A 24954-nucleotide genomic window follows, 5' to 3' on the forward strand; every position below is an offset into this window, starting at 1 on the left:
CCTTGTGGAGAACGCCATTTTCCCCTTTTCCATCAACCGCTTACAGACCTCGAAACCCTGTGTGCAGCCGGCCCTGAACTGCGGGACTCGCACACAACAACTTTCCCGGACCCACCTGGCCTGTGGACATCTCGGCTGTTGTTCGAGAGTTGTCCCCAGGCTTGTGCTTTGACATCCCCACGCATTGGTGTCAGCAGCCTCGCTCAGCCTTTCAGCGTCTGTTCCAGCACGTGCAGCTGCTGGTTCAACTCGGTGTTCTTCTGGCGCTCGCCGGCGATCTTGCGCACCGCGTGCAGCACCGTCGTGTGGTCGCGCCCGCCGAACAGCTCGCCGATCTCGGGCAGGCTCTTCTGCGTCATTTCCTTGGCCAGGTACATCGCGATCTGGCGCGGCCGCGCGATGCTTGCCGGGCGTTTCTTGCTGTACATGTCGGCGACCTTGATCTTGTAGAAGTCGGCCACCGTCTTCTGGATGTTCTCGACGCCGACCTGGCGGTTCTGGATCGACAGCAGGTCCTTCAGCGCCTCGCGGGCCAGCTGGATGTTGATGTCCTTGTGCGAGAAGCGCGAGTACGCCAGGATCTTGCGCAACGCCCCTTCGAGCTCGCGCACGTTGGCCCGCACGTTCTTCGCGACGAAGAAGGCCACGTCCTCCGGCATCGCGGTGCCTTCGGCATCCGATTTGCGCATCAGGATCGCGACGCGCATCTCGAGCTCCGGCGGTTCGATCGCGACCGTCAGGCCGGCATCGAAGCGCGAGGTCAGCCGCTCGTCGATGTCCACCAGCCCCTTCGGGTAGGTGTCGCTGGTCATGATGATGTGGGCCCGCTTGGCCAGCAACGCCTCGAAGGCGTTGAAGAACTCCTCCTGCGTGCGCTCCTTGCCGGCGAAGAACTGCACGTCGTCGATCAGCAGCAGATCGAGCGAGTGGTACTTGGCCTTCAGCTCGTCGAAGGTCTTGCGCTGGTAGTTCTTGACGACGTCGGTGATGAACTGCTCGGCATGCAGGTAGAGCACGCGGGCATCGGTGCGGTCGGCCAGCAGCGCGTTGCCGACGGCATGCACCAGGTGGGTCTTGCCGAGGCCGACGCCGCCGTAGATGAAGAGCGGGTTGTACATCTGCCCCGGCGCGCCGGCGACGTGCAGCGCCGCGGTGCGGGCCATCTGGTTCGCGCGGCCGGCCACCAGCGAGCCGAAGGTCAGCGCCGGGTTCAGGCGGTGGCGCGGCAGCGCGGCGTTCGCGGCGGACGGGCTGCGCGGCACGGCCACTGCGGGCGCGCCCAGCGTCGCGACATCGCCACCGTCGGCACTGGCTGGCCGCGCCGGCCCGAGCGCGCGGGCGATCGGCACCGGGCCGTCGCTGCGGAAGCTGCCGATCGGCGCCGGGTTGTCGCGCGGCGCCAGCATCAGGTCGAGCCGCACCGGCTTGCCGGCGAGTTCGCTCAGCACGGCCTCGATGCGGCCGGCGTATTGGTTGCGGATCCAGTCGAGCTTGAACCGATTGGGCACACGCAGTGATGCCACCGCGCCGGAGATGCCTTGGTCGGTGACGTCGGCAGCGGGCAGCGGGCGGATCCAGGTGTTGAATTGTTGTTCGGGCAGTTCGGCTGCCAAACGCTCGCAGCCGCGCTGCCAGAGATCAGCGCTCATGTTGTGGAAAAGTTCTTCTCGGAGCGGCCGGATTCTACGGTGCAACCGGCCCGCCGGGCGGGGTTATCCACAGTCTTGTGCAGCGGGATGCAACCGCCGGGCGGGCGCATGCTGCCGTGCAAGTCTTTGACTAGACTGGAGGTTTTTGGTGTAATAGTGGGTTTCCCGAAGGCTCGGCTCTTGTGACGACTCTTGTTGATCAAGGTGAGCACCGCGTGAACATCGCGTGAGCAGCGCGTGAGCACCGCGTGACTTGGGGCCCCTTTTTGCAGGACTGATCATCATGAAACGCACTTACCAAGCTTCGAAGACCCGCCGCGCCCGCACCCACGGTTTCCTCGTGCGCATGAAGACCCGCGGTGGCCGTGCGGTCATCAACGCACGTCGCGCCAAGGGCCGCAAGCGCCTGGCCGTCTGAGGCCGGTTGCAGTAGCCGCAGTCACTGCATCGACGGCACCTACCGCTTCAGCGTCGGGTGCCAACGCCCCACCAGCGCCCAGCATGGCGTCCAGGGCGGCACCGTGATCGGGCGAATCGTTCAATCGGTTGACTTCGAGCGCGTGCTCGCGGCGCCCACCCGGGCCCGCAGCACGCATTTCGCCGTTCATTTCCTGGCCGCCCGGCCTGCCGTCAAAGTGGCTGCTGTCCGACACGCTGCCCACAAGTTGTCAACAGGCGAGGCACCTCTTCAGGGCGCCGCTGTGGATGACTTGCCCGAAGGCGCCTGCTGGCTCGGCGCGGTGGTGCCGAAACGGCATGCCAGGCGGGCCGTCACGCGCAACCTGCTGAAGCGTCAGATCCGGCGTGTCGTGCATGCGCAGGTCGGCTTGCCGAGCGGGCTGTGGGTGATCCGGCTGCGCAGCCCGTTCGATCGCAAGCTGTTTCCGAGCGCGGCATCCGATGCGCTGCGCACGGTGGCCGGCAACGAACTGCTGGCGGTGATGGCGAAAGCTGCCCGGACTGGAGCCTGACGATGGGGCGGTGGATCGAGTTGTTGAAGTCCGCGCCGCAACGCCTGCTGATGACGCTGGTGCGCGGCTACCGCTTCTTCCTGAGCCCTTGGCTCGGCAGCGCCTGCCGGTTCGAGCCGACCTGCTCGGTGTATGCGCTGCAGGCCCTGGAGCGGCATGGAGCAATCGGCGGCAGCTACCTGACGCTGCACCGGCTGGCGCGTTGCCACCCGTGGTGCAATGGCGGCCACGACCCGGTGCCCGACGCGCCGGGTCGCCTGTTCACCCGGCTTGTGGCCGGGCGTTCCAGCCCCATGTCCGACCCGACGTCAGCCGCTCATCCGACGTCTCGCAATCCCTCCCCCCTTTCCCGCGAAGAGACTCTCCCATGACCGATATGCGCCGCACCCTGCTGTGGGTGGTGTTCTCGATGTCGCTCGTCCTGATCTGGGACGCCTGGAGCCGGCACAACGGTCAACCGTCGTTGTTCGGGCCGCAGCCGGTGACGACGGCGCCGGTCGCCACAGCGGGTCCGGGCAGCGCGCCGGCGGGCGTGCCGACGGCCGCCACCGGCCCGACCACGACGGCGACCGCCGCGCTGCCTGCCGCGCCGGCCGCGTCGGCGGTGGTGTCCGAGCGGGTCGTCATCCAGACCGACCTGGTGAAGGCGACGCTCGACAGCAAGGGCGGCACGCTGGCGCGCGTCGAGCTGCTGACGCAGCACGAGCAGCTGCAGAAGGACCTGTGGCAGATGGTGCAGGAGCTGGTGGGCCTCGCGCCGCGCCATGACGAGCAGTTCCAGAAGAAGAACGTCGTCGTGCTCGACGAGTCGGCGCAACGCCTGTACGTGGCGCAGAGCGGCCTGATCCCGGCTGCGGGCGGCAGCGGGCTGCCGAACCACCTGACGGTGATGAGCCTGGTCCCGGGCGAACGCACGCTGAAGGACGGCAGCAACGAGCTGGTGGTGCGCTTCGAATCGCCGGTGGTCAACGGCGTCAAGCTGGTGAAGACCTACACCTTCAAGCGCGGCGACTACGTGATCGCGGTGCACAACGAGATCACCAATGCGTCGGGCGCGCCGGTCAATGCGCGGCTGTACCTGCAGCTGGTGCGCGACGGCAACGACGGCACCGGCGGCTCGAGCTTCTATTCCACCTTCACCGGCCCGGCGATCTACGAGGAAAGCAAGCACTTCACGAAGGTCGACTTCAAGAGCATCGAGAAGCGCGGCGCCCACGACGCCCCCGACCACGTCACGACGGCCGACAGCGGCTGGGTCGCGATGGTGCAGCACTACTTCACGTCCGCCTGGCTGATCGACAAGGCCGACGGCGCGAAGCAGCCGCGCGAGTACTTCACCGGCAAGGCCGACGTCACCAACGACGTGACCGGCGGCCCGGCGCACGTCTACCAGGTCGGCATGACCGTGCCGCTGGGCGACATCGCACCGAACGCCACGAAGACCTTCGACGCGCAGCTCTTCGTCGGCCCACAGGAAGAACACAAGCTCGCCGCGCTGGCGCCCGGCCTCGAGCTGGTGAAGGACTACGGCTACTTCAAGATCCTGGCCGAGCCGCTGTTCTGGATCCTGACGCAGCTGCACAAGCTGATCGGCAACTGGGGCTGGTCCATCATCGCGCTGGTCGTGCTGCTGAAGATCGCGTTCTACTGGCTCAACGCCAGCGCCTACCGCTCGATGGCCAAGATGAAGGCCATCAACCCGAAGGTGATGGAACTGCGCGAGCGCCTGAAGGACAAGCCGCAGCAGATGCAGCAGGAGATGATGCGCATCTACCGCGAGGAGAAGGTCAACCCGATCGGCGGCTGCCTGCCGATCATTGCGCAGATGCCGTTCTTCATCGCGCTGTACTGGGTGCTGCTGTCGACGGTGGAGATGCGCAACGCGCCGTGGATCGGCTGGATCACCGACCTGTCGGCCAAGGACCCGTACTTCATCCTGCCGCTGCTGATGACGGCGTCGAGCCTGCTGCAGACCTGGCTGAACCCGACGCCGCCGGATCCGGTGCAGGCCAAGATGATGTGGATCATGCCGCTCGTGTTCTCGGTGATGTTCTTCTTCTTCCCGGCCGGCCTGGTGCTGTACTGGTTGACGAACAACATCCTGTCGATCGCGCAGCAGTGGCTGATCAACAAGCAGCTGGGCGTGCTCGGCAAGTAGCGGGCCGCAGCGCCCCCGTGCTTGCGGCCCCCCAAGCGGGGGCTTGCCGCCAGACCCGGCCGGCGCGACGATGCAGCCATGGAACGAAGGCAGCTGCCGACGCTCTCACCAGTTCAATGCGGGGCAGACCCGCTGCCGTGAACGGCAGCGGCTCGGGAGGATGATTCGGATCGCAGCATGCTGCACCGGCGCTTCCCCCCGCGCCATCTTCAACCCGGGCCACGCGCAAGCGTCGCCCGGGTTTGTCGTTTCCGGGCCGACGGTTTCAGCCGGCCTTCCGGGACAATCGCCGCCATGCTGCCGCGCCACCACGACCCCGTCATTGCGATCACCACCGCGCCCGGCCGCGGCGCCGTCGGCATCGTGCGGGCCTCGGGCCGCGACCTGAAGCCGCTGGTCGAGGCGCTGTTCGCCCGCCCCTTGGTGCCGCGTCATGCCACCTACCTGCCGTTCACCGATGCGCAGGGCCAGGCGATCGATCGCGGGCTCGCGCTGTACTTTCCGGCGCCGCATTCCTACACCGGCGAAGACGTGCTCGAACTGCAGGCGCACGGCGGCCCGGTCGTGCTGCAGCTGCTGCTGGCGCGCTGCCTCGACGCCGGGCGGGCGATGGGGCTGCGGCTGGCCGAGCCGGGCGAGTTCACCGAGCGGGCCTACCTGAACGACAAGCTCGACCTGGCGCAGGCCGAGGCCGTCAGCGACCTGATCGACGCCAGCACCGAAGCGGCGGCGCGCTCGGCCAGCCGCTCGCTGAGCGGTGCGTTCTCCGACGAGGTGCATGCGCTGCGCGACCGGCTGGTCTCGCTGCGCATGCTGGTCGAGGCGACGCTGGATTTTCCCGAAGAAGAGATCGACTTCCTGCAGAAAGCGGACGCGCTCGGACGGCTTCGCACGATCGCGGCCGACGTGGACGGCGTGCTCGGCCGCGCACGCCAGGGCGCGCTGCTGCGCGAAGGCATGCAGATCGTGCTGGCCGGGCAACCGAACGTCGGCAAGAGTTCGCTGCTGAACGCGCTGGCCGGTGCCGAGCTGGCGATCGTCACGCCGGTCCCCGGCACCACGCGCGACAAGGTCAGCGAGACGATCCAGATCGACGGTGTGCCGGTGCACGTGATCGACACCGCCGGGTTGCGCGAGGCGGGCGACGAGGTCGAGCGCATCGGCATCGCGCGCAGCTGGGACGCCATCGAGCGAGCCGACGCGGTGCTGTTCCTGCACGACCTGACGCGGCGGGGCGAGCCGGCGTACGACGCGGCGGAGGCCGAGATTGCGGCCAGGTTGCCGCAATGGCAGACACCGTCCCGGCGTGATGGCGAACGCATCGTGCACGTCTACAGCAAGAGCGACCTCGCCGCCATGCCGGGCCTGCCCGATGACCATGGCCACCACCTCGCGCTGTCGGCCCGCACCGGCGCCGGGCTGGACGCGCTGCGCCGCCTGCTGCTGCAACTGGCCGGCTGGCATGCGTCGCCCGACGGGCTGTTCATCGCGCGGGCTCGCCATGTCGACGCGCTGCGCCACACCGCGGAGCACCTGGCGCTGGCGCTCGAACTCGCGACCTCGCCCGACCCGGCGCTGGACCTGCTCGCCGAAGAACTGCGGCTCGCGCAAACCGCGTTGTCGCAGATCACCGGCGAGTTCACGTCGGATGACCTGCTCGGCGAGATCTTCAGCCGCTTCTGCATCGGCAAGTAGCACTTTTGGTCACACAGCGCCGACAAACGGGCCTGCGACGGCGACCGACGGGCACAAGTTTTGCCGTGCGCTGTTGTGGTGCCCGTCACACACGCCGATAATCGCGTCACTTTCACGCACTTGCCTCGCAAGCTCGCGTCACACCACACAGAGGACACGATGGAACTGCAGCAGTTGGCACAAGCGATTCAAACGTTGAATGCGGAAGACGCCTTTCGCGCGCGTTTGACGCTCGACCAGTGGCGCGTCATCGGCCCCTACCTCACGCGCCACGACATCCGCGCCGGTGACCTGCTGATCAAGCAGGGCGACTCCGACCGCAGCATGTACTTCCTCGGCCAGGGCTCGCTGCAGGTCTTCGTGACCGGCGGCCCGCCCGGCAGCAACCGCATCGCGATCCTGCGCGCCGGCTCGGTGGTCGGCGAACCGGCGCTGTTCCTCGACGGCCCGCGCATGGCCAACGTCGAGGCGATGACGCCGTGCATCGTCTGGGCGCTGCGCGGTCCGCGCCTCGAAGAACTGGCCCAGCGCACACCGGCCCTCGCACTCGAACTGGTGCGGGCCGCCGGTTCGGTGATGGCGCTGCGGATGCGCGCCAACATCACGCGCCAGACGCCGGTCACCTGAGCCGGCTTCGCGGCCGGGCCCCGCTGTTCAGTGGCCCGCGAAGTCGACCAGCGTGAACAGCGGCAGCCCCGCTTCGCGCAGCCGCTGCGAGCCGTGCAGCTCCGGCAGGTCGACGATTGCCGCGCCTTCGATCACCAGTGCACCCAGCCGCTGCAGCAGCCGCATGCCGGCCATCATCGTGCCGCCGATGGCGATCAGGTCGTCGACCAGCACGATGCGGTCGCCCGGCTTCACCGCATCGGTGTGCATCTCGACCGTCGCCGAGCCGTACTCGAGCTCGTAGGTTTCCTGCACCGTGGTGAACGGCAGCTTGCCCTTCTTGCGGATCGGGATGAAGCCGACGTTGAGCTCGTAGGCCAGCACCGATCCGATGATGAAGCCGCGCGCGTCGAGCCCGGCGATCGCGGTCGGCCGCACGTCGAAGTAGCGGTGCACGAACTCGTCGATCAGGATGCGGAAGGTGCGCGGGTCGGCCAGCAGCGGCGTGATGTCGCGGAATTGCACGCCCGGCTCCGGCCAGTCGGGCACGGTGCGGATGCTGCGCTTGATGGTGTCGCGCGCCGATTCCTGGAGGGGGGTGTCTGCGGTCATGGGATTCGCCGTCGGTAACTGGGCGCCGTTGGGGGCGCCATCGGGGGCGCCATTGTGAACCCGTTGTCGACCCGCCCGGCCTGTCCGGCGCCTTGAAGCGTCAACGGCCCAGCAGCTTGCTCTCCGCCAGCGCCAGCGGTTCGGGCAGCCCCGACAGGACCAGCGTGTCGCCGCCGGCCAGCAGCAGCGCCTCGTGCGGCTTCGTCACCGCGCCCGACGCGCGGCGCACCGACACCACCGTGACGCCGACCGCATGCAGCGCCAATGCCGACAGCGGCTGGCCGACCCACGTCGCCGCCGACGGCAGGCTGACGCTGAGCAGCCGCGCCTGCTGCAGCTCGTCGACGGTGTCGTCGTCGGCGCCATGGAAATAGCCGCGCAGCAGCCCGTAGCGCGCATCGCGCTGGTCCTGCACCACGCGGATCACGCGCCGCATCGGCACGCCGACCAGCGCCAGCGCATGGCTCGCGAGCATCAGCGAGCCCTCGATCGCCTCCGGCACCACCTCGGTCGCGCCGGCGGCCTGCAGCCGCTCGATGTCGCTGTCGTCGAGCGTGCGCACGATCACCGGCACCGTCGGTGCATGCGCCTGCACCAGGTGCAGGATCTTCATCGCCGACGGCGTGTCGTGGTAGCTGACGACGACCGCGCTTGCGCGCGCCAGTCCAGCCGCCATCAGGCTCTGCAGCCGCGCGGCGTCGCCGAACACCACGCTCTGCCCGGCGGCGGCGGCCTGGCGCACGCGGTCGGGGTCGAGGTCGAGCGCCATGTACGGGATGTGCTCGCCGTCGAGGATGCGCGCCAGGCTCTGGCCGCTGCGGCCGTAGCCGGCGATGATCACGTGCGCCTCGGTGTTGATCGCGCGCTTCGCGATGCTGGTCATCGCGACCGACTGCATCAGCCAGTCGCTCGAACTCAGCCGCATCACGATGCGGTTGCTGTACATGATGATGAACGGCGTGGCCAGCATGCTGAGCACCATGCTCGCGAGCACCGGGCTCTGCAGGTGGGCCGGGATCAGGTGCTCCTGCGTCGCCAGCGTCAGCAGCACGAAGCCGAACTCGCCCGCCTGCGCGAGGTACAGGCCGGTGCGCAGCGCGACGCCGGGCGCCGCGCCCGACAGCCGCGCCAGCAGCGTCACCAGCGCGAACTTGAACAGCACCGGCAGCACCGTCATCACCAGCACCAGCGGCCATTGGCGCAGCACGATCTCGACGTCGAGCTTCATGCCGATCGTGATGAAGAAGAGCCCGAGCAGCACGTCGTGGAACGGGCGGATGTCGGTCTCCACCTGGTGCTTGTACTCGGTCTCGGCGATCAACATGCCGGCCACGAAGGCGCCGAGCGCCAGCGACAACCCGGCGTGCTCGGTCAGCCAGGCCAGGCCCAGCGTGACCAGCAGCAGGTTCAGGATGAACAGCTCCTCGCTCTTGCGGCGTGCCACCAGCGTGAGCCACCAGCGCATCACGCGCTGGCCGCCGACCAGCAGCACGGTCAGCAGCGCCACCGCCTTCAACCCGGCCCACGCGAGCGCCGGCGCCAATGCGTCGGGCGACGCGCCGAGCGCCGGAATCAGCACCAGGAACGGCACCACGGCCAGATCCTGGAACAGCAGCACCCCCATCACGCGGCGGCCGTGCTCGCTTTCCAGCTCGAGCCGCTCGGCCATCAGCTTGACGACGATCGCGGTGCTGCTCATCGCGAGCGCGCCGCCGAGCGCGAACGCGCTCTGCCACGACAGGCCCCAGCTGCGCCCGAGCTGCGCCAGCCCCCAGCCGAGCAGCGCATTGCCGGCCAGCGCGGCCAGCACCGTCATCGCCACCTGGCTGAGCCCGAGGCCGAACACCAGCCGGCGCATGCTGTTCAGCTTCGGCAGGTTGAATTCGAGCCCGATCACGAACATCAGGAACACCACGCCGAACTCGGCGAGGTAGGTCATGCCGGCCGAATCCTTGGCCAGACCCAGGGCATTCGGGCCGATCAGCACGCCGACCGTCAAATAGCCGAGCATCGGCGGCAACTTCAACGAACGGCATGCCACCACGCCGGCGACCGCGGCGACGAGATACAGCAGGACGAGTTCGAGAGTGGATGCCATTGAATCGCCAACGCAACGTGCGTGCCTACAATCGCCGGATCCTATCGGACCGAAGCCGCCCTCCGTGCCCCTGACCGCCCCTCCCGCCGTTTCTTTTGATGCCGAACGCGTGCTGAAGCTGGCGCGCGAAACCTTCGACATCGAAGCGCGCGCGCTGCTCGCGTTGCAGGCGCGCCAGGGCGACAGCTTCGTCGAGGCGGTGCGGGCGATGCTGCAATGCAGCGGCCGCGTGGTCGTGATGGGCATGGGCAAGAGCGGGCACGTCGGCCGCAAGGTCGCGGCGACGCTGGCGTCCACCGGCACGCCGGCGCTGTTCGTGCACCCGGCCGAGGCGAGCCACGGCGACCTCGGCATGGTCACGCCCGGCGACGTGGTGCTCGCGATCTCGAACTCCGGCGAGAGCGACGAGCTCGCGGCGATCCTGCCGGCGCTGAAGCGCCTGGGCGTCACGCTGGTCGCGATGACCGGCCGGCCCGACTCCAGCCTGGCGAGCCATGCCGACATCACCATCAGCAGCGCGGTCGACCAGGAAGCCTGCCCGCTGAACCTGGCGCCGACCACCAGCACCATCGCGCAGATGGCGGTCGGCGATGCGCTGGCGGTCGCGCTGCTCGACGCGCGCGGCTTCCGCGAAGAAGACTTCGCGCGCTCGCACCCCGGCGGCAGCCTCGGCCGCAAGCTGCTGACCCACGTGCGCGACGTGATGCGCAGCGGCGACGAGGTGCCGCAGGTGCCGCCGTCGACGCCGTTCGTCGACACCATGCGCGAGATGACGCGCAAGGGCCTGGGCGCCACCGCGGTGCTCGGCGAGCGCGGCGAGATCCTCGGCATCTTCACCGACGGCGACCTGCGCCGGCTCGTCGAGCAGGGCCGCGACCTGCGCGCGCTGACCGCGGCCGACGTGATGCACCGCAGCCCGCGGCGCGTGCGCAGCGATGCGCTCGCGGTCGATGCGGCCGACCTGATGGAGCTGCACCGCATCACCGTGCTGCTGGTGGTCGACGCCGACGACCGGCTGGTCGGCGTCATCAATACCAACGACCTCATGCGCGCGAAGGTGATCTGATGGCCCTGGACGACATCACCCCGGTGCTGGGCTTCGCGCCCGAGCTGCTGCTGCGCGCGCAGGACATCCGCGCCGCGATCTTCGACGTCGACGGCGTGCTGACCGACGGCCGTATCTACATCAGCGAGCGCGGCGAGGAGTTCAAGGCGTTCAACACGCTCGACGGCCACGGGCTGAAGCTGCTGGCGCAAGGCGGCATCGCGCCGATCGTCATCACCGGCCGCGACTCGCCGGCGGTGCGCCGCCGCGTCAACGACCTCGGCATCGCCCACGCGGTGTACGGCGTGCACGACAAGCTGGCCGCCGCGACGCACCTGCTGAGCACGCTTGGCATCGACTGGGACGGCGTGGCCGCGATCGGCGACGACTGGCCCGACCTGCCGCTGCTCGCGCGCGCCGCGCTGGCCTGCGCGCCGGCCAACGGCCACGTCGAGGTGCGCGCGATCGCGCACCACGTCACCGCGGCGGCCGGCGGACACGGCGCTGCGCGCGAGTTCTGCGACCTGCTGCTGAGCGCGACCGGCCGCTATGCGGCGCTGCTGCGCGGACACCTCGTCACGCTCGATGGCGGAAACTGACACGGCGACCCCCGCCAGCCGGCCCGGCACGCTGGCACCGGCCGCGGCGCGGCCGGGCGGCCGGCGCACGCCGCAGCCGCTGCGCTGGCGGCTCGTGGAGCTGCTGTCGTCCTACCTGCCGCTGCTGCTGATGGGCGTGCTCGCGATGGGCACCTGGTGGCTGGTCAAGAACACGCCGCTGTCCGACGACCCGCGCACCGCCGCGCCGCTGCGCCACGTGCCCGACTACGAGATGCGCCACTTCGCGCTGCAGCGCTTCACGCCGCAGGGCCAGCTGCGCGCGCAGATCGAAGGCGACGTGCTGCGCCACTACCCCGACACCGACACCGTCGAGATCGACAACGTGCGGCTGCGCGCCGTAGGGCCCGACGGCCGGGTGCTGCATGCCACCGCGCGCCAGGCCATCGCGAACGGCGACGCCACCGAGGTGCAGCTGGTCGGCCAGGCCGAGATCGTCCGCGACGGCGTCGACGGCGGCCCGCCGATCGATTTCCGCAGCGAGTTCCTGCACGCCTTCATCGACACCGAGCGCATCCGCTCGCACCTGCCGGTCACCGTGACCCAGGGCGGCACCGAGCTGCGCGCCGACAGCATGGACTACAGCCACCTCGACCGGGTGATCAAGTTCGGCGGACGCATGCGGGCCGTCTTCAGCCCGCGGGAAGCGAAATGAGCGACCGCCTCGTCTTCATCACCGGCGCCTCCAGCGGCATCGGCCAGGCGCTCGCGCTGCGCTTCCACCAGGCCGGCTACCGGCTGGCGCTGGTCGCCCGCCGCACCGACGAGGTCCGCAAGTGGGCCGACGCGCAGCGCCTCGACGCGGCACGCTTCGCGGTGTATGCCGCCGACGTGCGCGACATCGACGCGATCACCGCGGTCGGCCGCGCCTGCATCGCGGCGCAGGGGCTGCCCGACGTCGTGATCGCGAACGCCGGCATCAGCGTCGGCATCGACACCGCGGTGTTCGACGACCTGGCGGTGATGCGCGCCACCTACGAGACCAACAACCTCGGAATGGCCGCCACCTTCCAGCCGTTCATCGCCGCGATGCGGGCGCGGCGCAGCGGCGCGCTGGTCGGCATCGCGAGCGTGGCCGGCATCCGTGGGCTGCCGGGCCATGGCGCCTATTGCTCCAGCAAGGCGGCGGTGATCGCCTACTGCGAGAGCCTGCGCGGCGAGCTGCGGCCCGACGCCGTCAAGGTCGTCACGCTGGGCCCGGGCTACATCGACACGCCGCTGACACGCGAGAACCGCTACGGCATGCCGTTCCTGATGCAGCCCGAGGTGTTCGCCGACCGGGCCTTCCGCGCGATCGAGGCCGGCGTGACCTACCGCGTGATCCCGTGGCAGATGGGTGTCGTCGCAAAGCTGCTGCGCGCGCTGCCGAACTGGCTCTACGACCTGGCGCTGGCCGGGCGGCCGCGCAAGAAACGCCAGGGCGAGTGAACGCGGCAGTTTCGTGGCGGCGGGTTCACCCCGTCGGGCGGCGTCGCGCGTATCAGACTCCACCTGAACTTCATGTGAGACGCCCGATGCGCCGCTTCGTACCCGTGTTGACCTTGTCCCTCGTCGTGAGCACCCTGGCCGCCTGCGGGCGTGGCGGGCCGATGTCCGCCGAGACGGCCGTGCTGGCGCAAGCACCCGCCGCGGCACCCGTGGCCGAGTTCGCGAAGCGGCGTGCCGCCCCCGAGCAGGTGCAGGCCGAGCGGGCCGCCGCCGACGGCGCGTCGGAAGCCCGGCGCTATGTCGCGGTGCGACACACGTTGCAGATCTTCACCTCGGCCGAGGGTGTCGAGGCCGCCTGGCGCGAGGCGACCGAAGCCTGCGCCGCCGCCGGCTGCGAGGTGCTGAATGCCGAACTCGAGCGCAACGACGAACGCCGCCCCGCCACCGCGACGCTGGAAGCCCGCGTGCCGCCGCAGCAGCTCGACGCCTTCCTGAAGCGCCTCGGCGGCCTCGGCCGCACCGGCCTGAACGCCCGTACCGCCGAGGACAAGACCGACACCGTGCTCGACACCGAGGCACGCCTGAAGAACCAGACCGCGTTTCGCGACCACCTGCGGGTGCTGATGTCGACGCCGGGTGCGAAGTTGAAGGACCTGATCGAGGTCGAGCGCGAGCTGGTCCAGGTGCAGAGCGAGCTCGACAGCCTGGCCGCGCAGCGCAAGGTGCTGGCCAACGAGACCGACAAGGTGCAGGTGTCGATCAGCTTCCGGGCGCAGCCGTCGGTCCTCGAGGCCGGCATGTGGGAGCCGGTCACCGATGCGCTGCGCAGTGCCGGCCATGTCGTGGCGACGAGCATCGGGGTGCTGATCACCGCGGTGGTCGGGCTGTTGCCGTGGGTCGTCGCGCTGGGGTTCGCCGGCTGGGGCGTGCGCGCGCTGTGGCGCCGCCGGGCCCGCCGGCGCGGCTGAGCGCGGCCATGAAAAAAGCGGTGAGCGCTTTGGCACTCACCGCTTTTCGTCAGAGCTTGATCGGTCGGGAGGACTGATCAGTAGCCGCCACGGCCACCGCCGCCGCCGCCGTAGCCGCCACCACCGCCGGAACGGCCGCCGCCACCACCGCCGTAGCCGCCGCCACCGCCGGAGCGGCCACCGCCACCACCGCCGTAGCCGCCGCCACCGCCGGAGCGGCTGCCGCCACCACCGCCGCCGCCGTAGCCGCCACCACCGCCGCCGAAGCCGCCGCCACCGGAACGGCCACCGCCGCCACCGAAGCCGCCCGGACGCTCTTCGCGCGGACGGGCCTCATTGACGACCAGCGCACGGCCGTCGAGGGCCTGGCCGTTCATGCCGTTGATGGCGGATTGAGCTTCGGCATCCGAGCCCATCTCCACGAAGCCGAAGCCCTTGGAGCGGCCGGTGTCGCGGTCCATCATGACCTTGGCGGACGAGACGGTGCCGAATTGTGCGAATGCTTGTTGGAGATCGTCGTCGCGAACGCTGTAGGCGAGGTTGCCGACGTAGAGTTTATTGCCCATGGAGAGCGCCTTTCTTTCCTGAAGTCACGAGAACCCATGTGGAGCTTGTACCCATCCTGAACCATTCAAGTGAAGGCGCTGCTTCCAGACACAGAATTTTGATTATCGAGTAATTGCGCGAAGCGGTGCAAATTGTGGAAACCCCTTGCAAGGCGAGGGAAACAAAAAGTGTTGTCTGTACGCCGCAAGAAAGGTCCCGTGACCCCACGCATTGCCAGTCTCGTGCCCAGCCTGACCGAGCTCGTCGTCGAACTCGGCCTCGGTCCGCGCCTCGTCGCGCGCACCGGCTTCTGCATCCATCCGGCAGCCGTGGTGCGCAGCGTGCCCAAGGTCGGAGGCACCAAGGCGGTGAACCTCGACAAGCTGCGGCGCCTCGCGCCCACCCATGTTCTCGTCAATGTGGATGAGAACCGGCACGACATCGTGCCGGCGCTGCACGAGATGGGTGCGCAGGTCGTCGTCACGCACCCGTGCGGTCCCGAGGACAACCTCGCGCTGGTCGACCAGGTCGCGGCGTTGTTCGACGGCGAGCCCGGCGTGCGCGACCGCGCCCGCGCGCTGCGCGAGGCGCTGCAGCACGAGCTAGGGGAAACCCGCGATGACGAACGTCAGTCGCAGCGCGTGCTCTACCTGATCTGGCATGACCCGTGGATGACGGTCGCGCGCGACACCTACCTGTCGCGCATGCTGGCGCGCATCGGCTGGCACACCGAGCCGGCGCGCGACGGCGGCCCGCTGGGCGCGCCGCGCTACCCGGTGCTGCACGGCGACGAGCCCTGGCTCGCGCAGGTGGATCGCGTGCTGCTGAGCTCGGAGCCGTTCGCGTTCGACGAACGGCACGCCGCGCAGGCGCAGGCGCTGTGCCCGCAGGCGCGTGTGGAGCGGGTCGACGGTGAGTTGCTGAGCTGGTACGGCGCGCGGGCCGTGCCCGGCCTGCGCTACCTGCGGCAGCTGAGGGACCGGCAGAATGCCGCATGGACATCTACAAGCCGCTGATCGCCCTGCTCGCCATCGTGAACCCGATCGGCGTGATCCCGTTCTTCATCCATTTCACCGGGGGGTTCACCCGCGAACAGCGCCAGCGCACGATCCGCGTCGCCGCGTTCAGCGCCTTCATCGTGATCGCCGTCAGCGCGATCGCCGGGCTGAAGATCATCGAGTTCTTCGGCATCTCGCTGGCATCGTTCCAGGTCGGCGGCGGCACGCTGCTGCTGATCTCGGCGCTACAGATGCTGAACGCGCAGCCCGCCGAGACGCGCCAGGAAGACGTCACCGAGGGCAACACCAAGGTCGATGCCGGCGACAGCATCGCGGTGGTGCCGCTGACCATTCCGCTGCTGACCGGCCCGGCCACCATCTCGACGATGGTGATCTACGCCGACAAGACGCGGCACTGGTGGGAAATCGCGGTGCTGGTCGGCTACGGCGTGGTGATCGGCATCGCCGTGTGGCTGGCCTTCAGCGCGTCCGGCCGCATCGCGCGGGTGCTGGGCAAGACCGGCATCAACGTGATGACGCGGCTGATGGGGCTGATCCTCGCGGCGCTCGCGGTCGAGGTCATGTCCGACGGGCTGGTGAAGCTGTTCCCGATCCTCGCGAGCAGCATCCACTGAATCGGCCCCATCGACCGGCTTCACCTGCGCTTCATGGCGGCTTCACCCGGGCTGGCCACAGTCCGCGGCTTCAACTCCTGGAGCCCGCATGAAGCCCCCTCCGCTGCTCGTCAAGGCCGCCGCCATCGGCGCGATCGCCGTCCTGTTGTCCCTGGCCCTGGCCCGCATCGGCGACCTGGTCGATGAACGCCAGCGGCGCCTCGCCGAGGCCGAGCTGAACGTCGAGCAGAGCCAGGCCGGCCGCCAGGCACTCGCCGGCCCGTTGCTGCGCGTGCGCTGCACCGAATCCTGGGACGTGCAGTACGGCAGCGGCCCTGCCGCCCGCAGCGTCACCGAGAAGCGAGAGTTCATCGTCACCAGCGTGCCGGCGAAGCTCGACGTGATCGCCACCGCGACGATGGAGCCGCGCTACCGTGGCCTCTTCAAGGTCAACACCTACGGCCTGCATGCCGAGATGGAGGCCACCTGGGCGCCGGTGCGCCCGCCGCTGCGGCATGCGAATGCGCGGCTGCAGTGCGAGACGCCGACGCTGCAGGTCGAAGTGGCCGATCCGCGCGGCATCCGGCGTGCCGACCTGCGCGTCGGCAGCGACCTGCTGGCCGTGCAGCCGGGCACCGGGGACGAGAAGAATCCGCAAGGCTTCCGCGCACGCCTGCCCGAAGGCTGGCTGCGCGCCGACGTGCCGCCGGTCGTGAAGCTGTCGCTCGACCTGGCCGGCACCAGCGAGCTCGGCTGGGTGCCGCTGGCCCGCGAGAACCATGTGCAGCTCGCGTCGAACTGGCCGCATCCGTCGTTCGGCGGGCGCTTCCTGCCGACGCGGCGCGACGTGCGCAAGAACGGCTTCGATGCCACCTGGGACGTCTCGGCGCTCGCGACCGGCATGGCGACCGGCCTGTCGAGCGAGGACACCGCGGCGGCGCAGGTGCCGCTGACCGCATCGGCGGCGGCGGTCGTCGATGACAGCCGCGAGAAGCGGCCGTCCGAAGCGTTCAGCGTGTCCTTCATCGACCCGGTGAACCCCTATTCACTGAGCGACCGCGCGATCAAGTACGGCCTGCTCTTCATCGGCCTCACCTTCGTCGCGGTCGCGATGGTCGAGCTGCTGCTGCGCCGCCGCGTGCACCCGGTGCAGTACCTGCTGGTGGGTTGCGCGATCAGCGTGTTCTTCCTGCTGCTGCTGAGCTTGTCGGAGCACTTCCCGTTCGCCGCGTCGTACGCTGCCGCCGCCGGCGCCTGCGTCGCGCTGCTCGCCTTCTACGGACGGCACGTGCTGGGTGGCTGGCGCGAAGGGCTGCTGTTCGGCGCCGGCATCGCCGGTCTGTACGCGGCGCTGTACACGCTGCTGCAGATGGAGCAGACGGCGCTCGTGATCGGCTCGGTGCTGCTGTTCGCGGTGCTGGCCGCGGTGATGGTCGCGACACGCCGCTTCGACTGGTACGGCATCACCGCGCCGCGTTGATGCCGGCCGGGCGGCGGGCGAGTTGCAACAGGCTTGCAACAACTCGCCGCCCGCAAACCGGAAAACTTGGCACCGCGCGGTGTGCGGCGCGGCGTCCGCGCCACCCAGGCAGTCGTACCATGCCGCACCATGAATGTGCTCAGCTTCGACAGCTTCGGTGCGCCGGATGTATTGCGCTATCGCCCGCATCCCGACCCGATGCCGGGGCCGGCCCAGGCGCTGGTGCGCACGCGCGCGATCGGCCTGAACTTCGCCGACGTCTACCGGCGCAAGGGCACCTATCACCTCGCCGGATCGCCGCCGTACATCGCCGGCTATGAAGGCGCGGGCGAAATCGTCGACGCACCGGCCGGCAGCGGCTTCGCGGCCGGCGACCGTGTCGGCTTCGCCGACATGCCGTTCGCCAATGCCGAGCTGGTGGCGGTCGACCTCGCGAAGCTGATCCCGCTGCCCGACGACATCGGCTTCGACACCGCGGCGGCCGTGCTGCTGCAAGGGCTCACCGCGCAGTACCTGGTGCGCGACAGCCATGCGCTGAAGCCCGGCGAGCGCGTGCTGGTGCATGCCGCGGCCGGCGGCGTCGGCGGGCTGCTGGTGCAGCTGTGCAAGGCGCTCGGCGCGCGCGTGCTCGGGCTCACGTCCAGCGAGGTGAAGGCCGCGCAGGCGCGCGAGGCCGGTGCCGATGCGGTCGAGCTCTATTCGCAGGACTGGGTCGCCGCCGCGCAGGTCTTCGCGCCGGGCGGTGTGGACGTGGTCTACGACTCGGTCGGGTCCACGCTCGCGCAGAGCTTCGCCGCGGCCCGCACCGGCGGCCACGTCGTGTTCTACGGCATGGCCGGGGGCGACCCGCCGGCGGTCGATCCGCGCATGCTGATGGACACCTCGAAATCGCTGACCGGTGGCGACCTGTGGAACGTGCTGACCAGCGCCGACGAGCGCCGCAGCCGCGCCGGCGAGCTGTTCGGCTGGGTGCGCAGCGGCCGGCTGCGCGTGCCGGTCGACTCGCGCTTCGCGCTGGCCGACGGCGCCCAGGCGCATGCCCGTCTCGAGAGCCGTGCCTCGACCGGCAAGGTCCTGCTGGTTCCCTGAACGGGCCGTCGCGATGAGCGAGATCACCTACGACTACATCGTCTGCGGCGCCGGCACCGCCGGCTGCCTGCTGGCCAACCGCCTGAGCGCCGACCCGACGAAGAGCGTGCTGCTGATCGAGGCCGGCGGCAACGACGACTACCTGTGGATCCACATCCCGGTCGGCTACCTGTACTGCATCGGCAACCCGCGCACCGACTGGCTGTACCACACCGACGAAGACCCGGGCCTGAACGGCCGCTCGCTGCGCTACCCGCGCGGCAAGGTGCTGGGCGGCAGCTCCAGCATCAACGGCATGATCTACATGCGCGGCCAGGCGCGCGACTACGACCACTGGGGCGCGCTCGGCAACCCCGGCTGGAGCTGGCGCGAGTGCCTGCCGTTCTTCAAGCAGCACGAAGACTTCCACAAGGGGGCCGACGAATTCCATGCCGCGCCCGGCTTCGACCGCAGCGGCCAGCGCGCCGGCGGCGAATGGCGCGTCGAGAAGCAGCGGCTGCGCTGGGACATCCTCGACGCGTTCGCGCAGGCCGCGCAGCAGGCCGGCATCCCGCACAGCAACGACTTCAACCGCGGCGACAACGAAGGCGTCGGCTACTTCGACGTCAACCAGCGCCACGGCATCCGCTGGAACGCCGCCAAGGCCTTCCTGCGGCCGGTGCTGCGGCGGCCGAACCTGCAGGTCTGGACCGGCGCGCAGATCGCGCGCCTGCTGATCGAACCGGGGCCGAGCGACGGCTCGTGGGACGGCATGCCGCAGGCGAGCGGCGTCGAGGTGATCCCGCAGGGCGGCGGCGAGCGCGTGCGCGCCCGCGCGGCACGCGAGGTGATCCTGTGCACCGGCGCGGTCGGCACGCCGCAGCTGCTGCAGCTGTCGGGCATCGGCCCGCGCGCGCTGCTGCAGCAGCACGGCGTGATGGTGATGCGCGACGCGCCCGGCGTCGGCGGCAACCTGCAGGACCACCTGCAGATCCGCGCCGTCTACGAGGTCGACGGCGTGCGCACGCTGAACGCGATGGCGAACTCGCTGTGGGGCAAGGCGATGATCGGCGCCGAATACCTGCTGCGCCGCAGCGGCCCGATGAGCATGGCGCCGTCGCAGCTCGGTGCATTCACCCGCAGCGACCCGTCGCAGCCGCACGCGAACCTGCAGTACCACGTGCAGCCGCTGTCGCTCGATGCGTTCGGCCAGCCGCTGCACCGCTTCAACGCGTTCACCGCGAGTGTCTGCAACCTGAACCCGACCAGCCGCGGGCGCATCGACATCCGCAGCGCCGATGCCGCCGCCGCGCCGTCGATCCGGGCCAACTACCTCGGCACCGACGAAGACCGCCGGGTCGCGGCGGCATCGCTGCGCGTCACGCGCCGCATCGTCGCGCAGCCGGCACTCGCACCGTACCACCCGAAGGAGATCAAGCCCGGCGTCCAGTTCGAAAGCGACGACGAGCTCGCGCGGCTGGCCGGCGACATCGGCACCACCATCTTCCATCCGGTCGGCACCGCGAAGATGGGCCCGGCCAGCGACCCGGACGCGGTCGTCGATGCGCAGCTGCGCGTGCACGGCGTCAAGCGGCTGCGCGTGGCCGATGCGAGCGTGATGCCCGCCATCACCAGCGGCAACACCAATGCGCCGACGCTGATGATCGCCGAGCGCGCCGCCCACTGGATCCGCGCGGAAGCGACCGGCCCGTGACGCTCGCCCTCGCCATCAACGCCTGCGTCAACCTGATCGTCGGCTGGGCGCTGCTGCTCGCCTGGCGCAGCGACCGGGCGCAGCTGTTCTCGCGCGACCTCGGCTGGGCCTTCGCGAGCCAGGCGATGATCCCCGCCGCCTATCTGATGCAGGCGCAGAACCAGGGCATCGTGTCGGCGCTCGGCACGGTCGTGATCGTCGCGGTGTCGGCGCTGTACCTGTCGCTGCTGCTGCTCGGCAGCGCGCGCCTGGCCGGCCGCGCGCCGACGCGCGTGCAGGGCTTTGCGCTCGGCGCGGTGCTGCTGCTGGTCGCCGCGCTGCTGGTGCCGCTGAACGTGCAGGCGGCGCAGGCGGTCAGCGCGAGCCTGCACGTCGCGGCGGGCGTGGTCGCCACCGTCTGGCTGTGGCGCCAGGGCGGCTCGGAGCGGTTGGCCGGGCTGCTGCTGATGCTGCTCGGCATCAACCAGTTCATCTTCGTGTTCTGGGGCGCGGCCGGCCTCACGGTGCAGGCGACGGTGGCCGCGATGCTGCGGCTGACGCTCGGCCTGGCGCTGCTGCATGCCGCGGTGCGCCGCTCGCACGAGGAGTCGGGCCGGCTGCGCGACCGCTTCCTGCAGCTCACCGAGCATTCGCACCAGGGCGTTGCGGTGGTGCGCGGCGAAGACCTGCTGTACGCCAACCCGGCGCTGCTGAAGATCTACGGCCTGGGCTCGCTGACCGAGGTGCTGACGCTGTGGCGCGAGGCGACGATGCCGCCCGAGGAGCGCGAGCAGGCGCGCGACCGCCACCGCAAGATCATCGCCGGCGAGCTGACGCAGGCCAGCTGGCAGGGGCTGCGCTACCGCTTCGACGGCACGCCGATCCAGCTGCGCTTCAGCGCCTGGCGCATCGACTGGGACGGCCGCCCGGCCGAGCAGGTGGTGGTCACCGACGAGACCGCGCAGCACGACGCCGCGCAGGCGATGCTGTACCAGGCGACGCATGACGAGCTGACCGGCCTGCCGAACCGCGTCGCGCTGCTGCAGCGGCTGCGCGACCTGTGCGCGGCCGAATTGCCGACGCCGTTCGCGCTGGTGCTGATGGACGTCGACCGCTTCAAGCTCTTCAACGAGGCGCACGGCCCGTCGATCGGCGATGCGGTGCTGCGCTCGCTGTCGGCCGCGCTGCAGCTGGCGCTGGCCGGGCGCGCCGAGGTGATGCGCCTCGGCGAGGACGAGTTCGCACTGCTCGCGCCGGGCAGCGAAAACGACCGCACCGCGCACAGCGTCGCGCAGGCGGTGCGCCAGCTGCTGATGCAGCCGCTGGCGTTGCCGCAGCACGAGTTCTTCCTCGACGTCTCGATGGGCATCGCGACCTACCCTGCCACCGCGCGCGAGCCGGAGGCGCTGCTGCGCGCGGCCAATGCCGCGATGCACGAGGCCAAGCGCACGCCCGGCACCTCGGTGCAGTTCGCCGAGGAGCGCTTCGAACGCGGCTCGGGTGCGTCGCTCGACGCCGAGCAGGCGCTGCGCGCCGGCATGAAGAACGACGAGTTCTGCCTGGTCTACCAGCCCAAGGTCGATGCGCAGAACAAGACGCTGGTCGGCTTCGAGGCGCTGGTGCGCTGGGACCGGCCGGGGCTCGGGCGCATCAGCCCGATGGAATTCATCCCGGCGGCCGAGCGCACCGGGCTGATCGGCCCGCTGGGCAACCTGATCCTGACGCAGGCCTGCCAGCAGATCTCGGAATGGCGCGGCGCGTTCGGCAAGACGGTGCCGGTGGCGGTGAACGTGTCGCCGCTGCAGCTGCTGGACCCGGGCTTCCCGGAGCTGGTGCTGCGCACGCTGCGGCACTTCGACGTGCCGCCGGCGCTGCTGACGCTGGAGATCACCGAGAGCGCGGCGGTGACCTACATGGAGCAGGCGCGCGAGCAGATCCGGCAGATGCGGGCGCACGGCATCGAGGTCGCGCTGGACGACTTCGGCACCGGCTTCTCGTCGCTGAACATGCTGCGCAGCCTGCCGCTGCGCACCGTGAAGATCGACCGCAGCCTGATCGACCCGATGCCGGCGCCCGACGCGACCGCGGTCGTCAAGGCGATCTGCGACCTGGCGTCGGCCTTGCGGCTGGACGTGGTGGCCGAAGGCGTCGAGACGCGCGAGCATGCGCGCGCCGCGACCGCCGCCGGCTGCGACGTGCTGCAGGGGTACCTGTACGCGCGGCCGCTGTCGCCGGACGAGGCCGCCAGGTGGCTTGGCGAAATGCGCAGCCCGGATGCGAATCCGGGGGTGTCCGTCACGGCCCACTGACAGCCCGGATTCGCATCCGGCGCCGTTCAGAGCTTGTAGTCGAGCGACACCGCGACGTTGCGCGGCGCGCCGTAGATCGCGCCGTAGCCCAGCCCGGTGACGTACTTCTTGTCGAACAGGTTGTTGACGTTCAAGCGCAGCGTCGCGGCCGGGGTCAGCTCATAGGCGGCGAAGGCATTGGCGACCCCGAAGGCCTCCTGCTTCGCGCTGCCGATCTTGTGGACCTCGGACTGCCAGCGTCCGCCGGCTCCGATGCGCAAGGCCGGCAGCACGCGGGTGTCGATGCGGAAGTTGACGGTGTTGCGCGGCACCCATTCGTAGATGTCGTTGCCGTCCGGCCCGGTCAGGATCAGGCGCGTGTAGCCGAGCGTCAGCTTCGTGTCGCGGGCGATGCGGCCGGTGGCCTCGATCTCGTAGCCCTTGGACTTCACGTCCTTGCCTTCGTACCAGCTCTGGCCGTTGAGCGGGTCGTTCTGGTCGGTGATGGTGCCGACATAGGTCGCGAGGCCGTTCTGCTTCGCGGTGAACAGCGCGAAGGTGGTCAGCAGCGCCTTGTCCAGCCATTCGGCCTTCACGCCGACTTCGGTGTTGACGCCCTTCATCGGGTCCAGGTACTTGCCCTGTCGGTCGGTCTGGTCCTGGTTCTGGAAGATGTCCGAGTACGACACGTAGCCGAGCACGCCGGGCGTGAAGTCGTAAGTGAGGCCGACGTAGGGACTGGTCTCCTTCGTGACGGGGTAGTCGGTGTTGGTGGCCACCGTGCCGTAGATCGAGGCCCCTTCGCGTGCGAGGCGCACGGCGTTCACGCCGATGACGCCCTTCAGCGAATCGGTCAGCGTGAGGTGCGAGGCCGCGTACAGCCGGGTCAGCTTCTGCTCGCCGCGGGTGCTGGGCAGGCGCGGACCCCACTCCGGCTCGGCATACACATCGCCGCCATACGGGAAGGCCGGCAGCGGGTCGGCGGCGTGGGTCAGCGCCTCGTGGGTGTCGACGGCCGTCTTCTCGCGCGACTGGCTCAGGCCGACCAGCAGGCGGTGCTTGCGGCCGAAGGCCGGGAACTCGCCATGGAGGTTGACGTCCAGCACGTGGTTGTCCGAACTGCCCTCGCTGCGGTAGGGCCAGCCCACCAGGCCGGTGTTGTCGGGGTTCAGCACGCCGGTCAGCGAGTACGCATACAGCAGTCGCGTCGACTCGTTGCCGTGGCGGTAGTTGTAGGTCGCCTTGGCTTCCCAGTCGGCGGACAGGTGGTGGGTGTACTCGACGAAGGCGTTGTACGACTTGTTGTTCCAATAGGTCCAGTTCTGCGAGGTCGACGAGCCGACGTCGAAGTCGGCCTGCGTGCCGTCGGAGCGCAACAGCGTCAGCGAGCCCCACATCGGCGAATCCTGCTTCGCGTCGACCGCGGTGACGCCCAGCGTCAGCACGCCGTCGGTGCCGACCTGGCCGTCGACCACGCCGTAGAGCGACGTGCGTTCGTTGTGCAGGTCGCGGATCCAGGAGTCCTTGTCCTCGTGGGCCACGACGAAGCGGCCGGCCCACGAACCGTCTTCGGCCAGCACCTTGTTGTAGTCGAGCGCCACGCGCTTCAGGCCGTAGGAGCCGAGCGCCACGCTGGCCAGGCCGCCGTCCTCGTTCTTCGGGCGCTTGCGGATGTAGTTGATCGTGCCCGATGCGTTGCCGACGCCGGTCAGCAGCCCGTTGGCACCGCGGATCAGCTCGATGCGCTCGAACAGGAAGGTGTCCTCGCGGCCGACGACGGTGCCCCAGGAGTTGGTCATGCCCAGGCCGTCGACCTGCGTCAGCTGGATCTCGAAGCCGCGCGCGTTGAAGGTCGCGCGGTTGGTTTCGTACTGCTCGACGTTGATGCCGGTGGCCAGGCCGAGCGCCTCGTTGCTGCCGGTCAGGCCGAAATCGGCCATCTCGGCCTGGTCGATGGTGCTGATGGTCTGCGGCGTTTCCTTCACGTCCATCGGCAGGCCGGTGGCGCCCTTCGAGACGCGGTGGGCGCGCTTGCCGGTCACGGACACCTTGTCGAGCGTGGTGTCCGGCGCCTTGGCTTGTGGGGCCTGGGCGTCTTGCGTCTGTGCGTCTTGCGCCCGGGCACCGCCCAGCGCCACGCAGGCCGCGAATGCGCAGGCCGTCATCAGGAATGGTTGCTTCACTACTGCTTCTCCAACATAGAGGGTGAAATTGCGTTTCGCCGCCGGCTCGTTCCAGGCAGGGGTGGACCACGCGGTCCGATGCCGGACGCGTTCTGCGTTGGATGGCGGGTGGGGTCGGCCGGCGAGATCCGTCCCAGGCTCGAGGCGGGACGATCGCCGGCGTGCGGCTAGAGGCGCGGGGCCGTGGCTCCCATGCGCCGAGTTTACGGGCAAATAGGAATCGTTCTCAACAAGTCG

The 24954-nt window shown here is 69.7% G+C and carries 22 protein-coding genes; 17 read left to right on the top strand and 5 right to left on the bottom strand.

Annotation, left to right across the window (positions count from 1 at the left end):
- Window positions 1-203 precede the first annotated feature (203 nt).
- A complete protein-coding gene (gene dnaA, locus ASC98_RS00180) occupies window positions 204-1649 on the bottom strand; it encodes a chromosomal replication initiator protein DnaA (RefSeq protein ID WP_056802774.1) in 1446 nt (481 codons plus the stop codon).
- Between the two features lie 283 nt (window positions 1650-1932).
- On the opposite strand from dnaA, the gene rpmH reads away from it, so the two are divergent.
- The 6 genes from rpmH (at window position 1933) to ASC98_RS00210 (ending at window position 7100) form a co-directional block, all read left to right on the top strand.
- The gene (gene rpmH, locus ASC98_RS00185) at window positions 1933-2067 is read left to right on the top strand and encodes a 50S ribosomal protein L34 (protein ID WP_047486751.1); all 135 of its coding nucleotides are present in this window, start codon (window positions 1933-1935) and stop codon (window positions 2065-2067) included.
- A gap of 103 nt (window positions 2068-2170) precedes the next feature.
- Window positions 2171-2620, top strand: a complete 450-nt coding sequence (locus ASC98_RS00190) for a ribonuclease P protein component (RefSeq protein ID WP_235581119.1) — start codon at window positions 2171-2173, stop codon at window positions 2618-2620.
- 2 nt (window positions 2621-2622) lie between these two features.
- Window positions 2623-2991 (top strand): membrane protein insertion efficiency factor YidD, encoded by a 369-nt coding sequence (yidD, locus tag ASC98_RS00195; protein ID WP_056802776.1) that lies wholly within the window; start codon window positions 2623-2625, stop codon window positions 2989-2991.
- Window positions 2988-4778 (top strand): membrane protein insertase YidC, encoded by a 1791-nt coding sequence (yidC, locus tag ASC98_RS00200; RefSeq protein WP_056819525.1) that lies wholly within the window; start codon window positions 2988-2990, stop codon window positions 4776-4778. Before yidD ends, yidC begins: the two co-directional genes overlap by 4 nt.
- Before the next feature lie 294 nt (window positions 4779-5072).
- Window positions 5073-6473, top strand: coding sequence for a tRNA uridine-5-carboxymethylaminomethyl(34) synthesis GTPase MnmE (mnmE, locus tag ASC98_RS00205; RefSeq protein ID WP_056802781.1), 1401 nt, complete (start codon window positions 5073-5075; stop codon window positions 6471-6473).
- A gap of 159 nt (window positions 6474-6632) precedes the next feature.
- Complete coding sequence (locus ASC98_RS00210) at window positions 6633-7100, top strand: cyclic nucleotide-binding domain-containing protein (protein WP_056802784.1); 468 nt, start codon at window positions 6633-6635, stop codon at window positions 7098-7100.
- Window positions 7101-7127: 27 nt separating this feature from the next.
- On the opposite strand, the gene ASC98_RS00215 is transcribed toward ASC98_RS00210, so the two are convergent.
- Together ASC98_RS00215 and ASC98_RS00220 are read right to left on the bottom strand one after the other, a co-directional pair.
- Window positions 7128-7691, bottom strand: a complete 564-nt coding sequence (locus tag ASC98_RS00215; protein WP_056802786.1) for an adenine phosphoribosyltransferase — start codon at window positions 7689-7691, stop codon at window positions 7128-7130.
- Window positions 7692-7791: 100 nt separating this feature from the next.
- Entirely contained in the window at window positions 7792-9789 is a 1998-nt protein-coding gene (locus tag ASC98_RS00220) for a cation:proton antiporter (RefSeq protein ID WP_056802789.1), read from the bottom strand.
- Window positions 9790-9853: 64 nt separating this feature from the next.
- Between ASC98_RS00220 and ASC98_RS00225 the strand changes: the two genes are divergently transcribed.
- The 5 genes from ASC98_RS00225 (at window position 9854) to ASC98_RS00245 (ending at window position 13847) form a co-directional block, all read left to right on the top strand.
- Window positions 9854-10855 (top strand): SIS domain-containing protein, encoded by a 1002-nt coding sequence (locus tag ASC98_RS00225; protein ID WP_369820430.1) that lies wholly within the window; start codon window positions 9854-9856, stop codon window positions 10853-10855.
- Complete coding sequence (locus tag ASC98_RS00230) at window positions 10855-11433, top strand: HAD family hydrolase (RefSeq protein ID WP_056802792.1); 579 nt, start codon at window positions 10855-10857, stop codon at window positions 11431-11433. The genes ASC98_RS00225 and ASC98_RS00230 overlap by 1 nt, the downstream gene beginning before the upstream one ends.
- Window positions 11420-12106 carry an LPS export ABC transporter periplasmic protein LptC gene (gene lptC, locus ASC98_RS00235; protein ID WP_082541768.1) on the top strand — a complete coding sequence of 229 codons (687 nt, stop codon included), beginning with the start codon at window positions 11420-11422 and terminating at the stop codon, window positions 12104-12106. The genes ASC98_RS00230 and lptC overlap by 14 nt, the downstream gene beginning before the upstream one ends.
- Window positions 12103-12879, top strand: a complete 777-nt coding sequence (locus ASC98_RS00240) for an SDR family oxidoreductase (RefSeq protein WP_056802795.1) — start codon at window positions 12103-12105, stop codon at window positions 12877-12879. The genes lptC and ASC98_RS00240 overlap by 4 nt, the downstream gene beginning before the upstream one ends.
- Window positions 12880-12983: 104 nt before the next feature.
- The gene (locus ASC98_RS00245) at window positions 12984-13847 is read left to right on the top strand and encodes a DUF4349 domain-containing protein (RefSeq protein WP_235581120.1); all 864 of its coding nucleotides are present in this window, start codon (window positions 12984-12986) and stop codon (window positions 13845-13847) included.
- A 77-nt stretch (window positions 13848-13924) separates the two neighbouring features.
- Here ASC98_RS00245 and ASC98_RS00250 read toward each other — a convergent pair whose 3' ends face one another.
- A complete protein-coding gene (locus ASC98_RS00250) occupies window positions 13925-14413 on the bottom strand; it encodes an RNA-binding protein (protein ID WP_056802802.1) in 489 nt (162 codons plus the stop codon).
- Window positions 14414-14611: 198 nt separating this feature from the next.
- Here ASC98_RS00250 and ASC98_RS00255 point away from each other — a divergent pair, with 198 nt between their 5' ends.
- The 6 genes from ASC98_RS00255 (at window position 14612) to ASC98_RS00280 (ending at window position 22555) form a co-directional block, all read left to right on the top strand.
- Window positions 14612-15409: a helical backbone metal receptor gene (locus ASC98_RS00255; RefSeq protein WP_235581121.1), complete on the top strand. Its 798-nt coding sequence runs from the start codon at window positions 14612-14614 to the stop codon at window positions 15407-15409.
- Complete coding sequence (locus ASC98_RS00260; protein ID WP_056802809.1) at window positions 15388-16026, top strand: MarC family protein; 639 nt, start codon at window positions 15388-15390, stop codon at window positions 16024-16026. The genes ASC98_RS00255 and ASC98_RS00260 overlap by 22 nt, the downstream gene beginning before the upstream one ends.
- Window positions 16027-16114: 88 nt before the next feature.
- Window positions 16115-17485, top strand: coding sequence for a cell envelope integrity protein CreD (gene creD / locus ASC98_RS00265; RefSeq protein ID WP_056802811.1), 1371 nt, complete (start codon window positions 16115-16117; stop codon window positions 17483-17485).
- Between the two features lie 129 nt (window positions 17486-17614).
- Window positions 17615-18574: a quinone oxidoreductase gene (locus ASC98_RS00270; RefSeq protein WP_056802814.1), complete on the top strand. Its 960-nt coding sequence runs from the start codon at window positions 17615-17617 to the stop codon at window positions 18572-18574.
- A 13-nt stretch (window positions 18575-18587) separates the two neighbouring features.
- A complete protein-coding gene (locus tag ASC98_RS00275; RefSeq protein ID WP_056802817.1) occupies window positions 18588-20267 on the top strand; it encodes a GMC family oxidoreductase in 1680 nt (559 codons plus the stop codon).
- Complete coding sequence (locus ASC98_RS00280; protein ID WP_056802820.1) at window positions 20264-22555, top strand: bifunctional diguanylate cyclase/phosphodiesterase; 2292 nt, start codon at window positions 20264-20266, stop codon at window positions 22553-22555. The genes ASC98_RS00275 and ASC98_RS00280 overlap by 4 nt, the downstream gene beginning before the upstream one ends.
- A gap of 26 nt (window positions 22556-22581) precedes the next feature.
- Here the strand turns inward: ASC98_RS00280 and ASC98_RS00285 are convergent, their stop codons facing one another.
- Window positions 22582-24717 (bottom strand): TonB-dependent siderophore receptor, encoded by a 2136-nt coding sequence (locus ASC98_RS00285; protein WP_056802823.1) that lies wholly within the window; start codon window positions 24715-24717, stop codon window positions 22582-22584.
- Window positions 24718-24954 lie beyond the last annotated feature (237 nt).

Origin of the sequence: Rhizobacter sp. Root1238 (genome assembly GCF_001425825.1) — a bacterium.
GTDB lineage: Bacteria > Pseudomonadota > Gammaproteobacteria > Burkholderiales > Burkholderiaceae_C > Rhizobacter.

Excerpts from the sequence above, each read along its gene's own strand:
- dnaA (WP_056802774.1), bottom strand. The coding sequence starts at position 1,649 with ATGAGCGCTGATCTCTGGCAGCGCGGCTGCGAGCGTTTGGCAGCCGAA.
- rpmH (WP_047486751.1), top strand. The coding sequence starts at position 1,933 with ATGAAACGCACTTACCAAGCTTCGAAGACCCGCCGCGCCCGCACCCAC.
- yidD (WP_056802776.1), top strand. The coding sequence starts at position 2,623 with ATGGGGCGGTGGATCGAGTTGTTGAAGTCCGCGCCGCAACGCCTGCTG.
- yidC (WP_056819525.1), top strand. The coding sequence starts at position 2,988 with ATGACCGATATGCGCCGCACCCTGCTGTGGGTGGTGTTCTCGATGTCG.
- mnmE (WP_056802781.1), top strand. The coding sequence starts at position 5,073 with ATGCTGCCGCGCCACCACGACCCCGTCATTGCGATCACCACCGCGCCC.
- ASC98_RS00210 (WP_056802784.1), top strand. The coding sequence starts at position 6,633 with ATGGAACTGCAGCAGTTGGCACAAGCGATTCAAACGTTGAATGCGGAA.
- ASC98_RS00215 (WP_056802786.1), bottom strand. The coding sequence starts at position 7,691 with ATGACCGCAGACACCCCCCTCCAGGAATCGGCGCGCGACACCATCAAG.
- ASC98_RS00220 (WP_056802789.1), bottom strand. The coding sequence starts at position 9,789 with ATGGCATCCACTCTCGAACTCGTCCTGCTGTATCTCGTCGCCGCGGTC.
- ASC98_RS00230 (WP_056802792.1), top strand. The coding sequence starts at position 10,855 with ATGGCCCTGGACGACATCACCCCGGTGCTGGGCTTCGCGCCCGAGCTG.
- lptC (WP_082541768.1), top strand. The coding sequence starts at position 11,420 with ATGGCGGAAACTGACACGGCGACCCCCGCCAGCCGGCCCGGCACGCTG.
- ASC98_RS00240 (WP_056802795.1), top strand. The coding sequence starts at position 12,103 with ATGAGCGACCGCCTCGTCTTCATCACCGGCGCCTCCAGCGGCATCGGC.
- ASC98_RS00250 (WP_056802802.1), bottom strand. The coding sequence starts at position 14,413 with ATGGGCAATAAACTCTACGTCGGCAACCTCGCCTACAGCGTTCGCGAC.
- ASC98_RS00260 (WP_056802809.1), top strand. The coding sequence starts at position 15,388 with ATGGACATCTACAAGCCGCTGATCGCCCTGCTCGCCATCGTGAACCCG.
- creD (WP_056802811.1), top strand. The coding sequence starts at position 16,115 with ATGAAGCCCCCTCCGCTGCTCGTCAAGGCCGCCGCCATCGGCGCGATC.
- ASC98_RS00270 (WP_056802814.1), top strand. The coding sequence starts at position 17,615 with ATGAATGTGCTCAGCTTCGACAGCTTCGGTGCGCCGGATGTATTGCGC.
- ASC98_RS00275 (WP_056802817.1), top strand. The coding sequence starts at position 18,588 with ATGAGCGAGATCACCTACGACTACATCGTCTGCGGCGCCGGCACCGCC.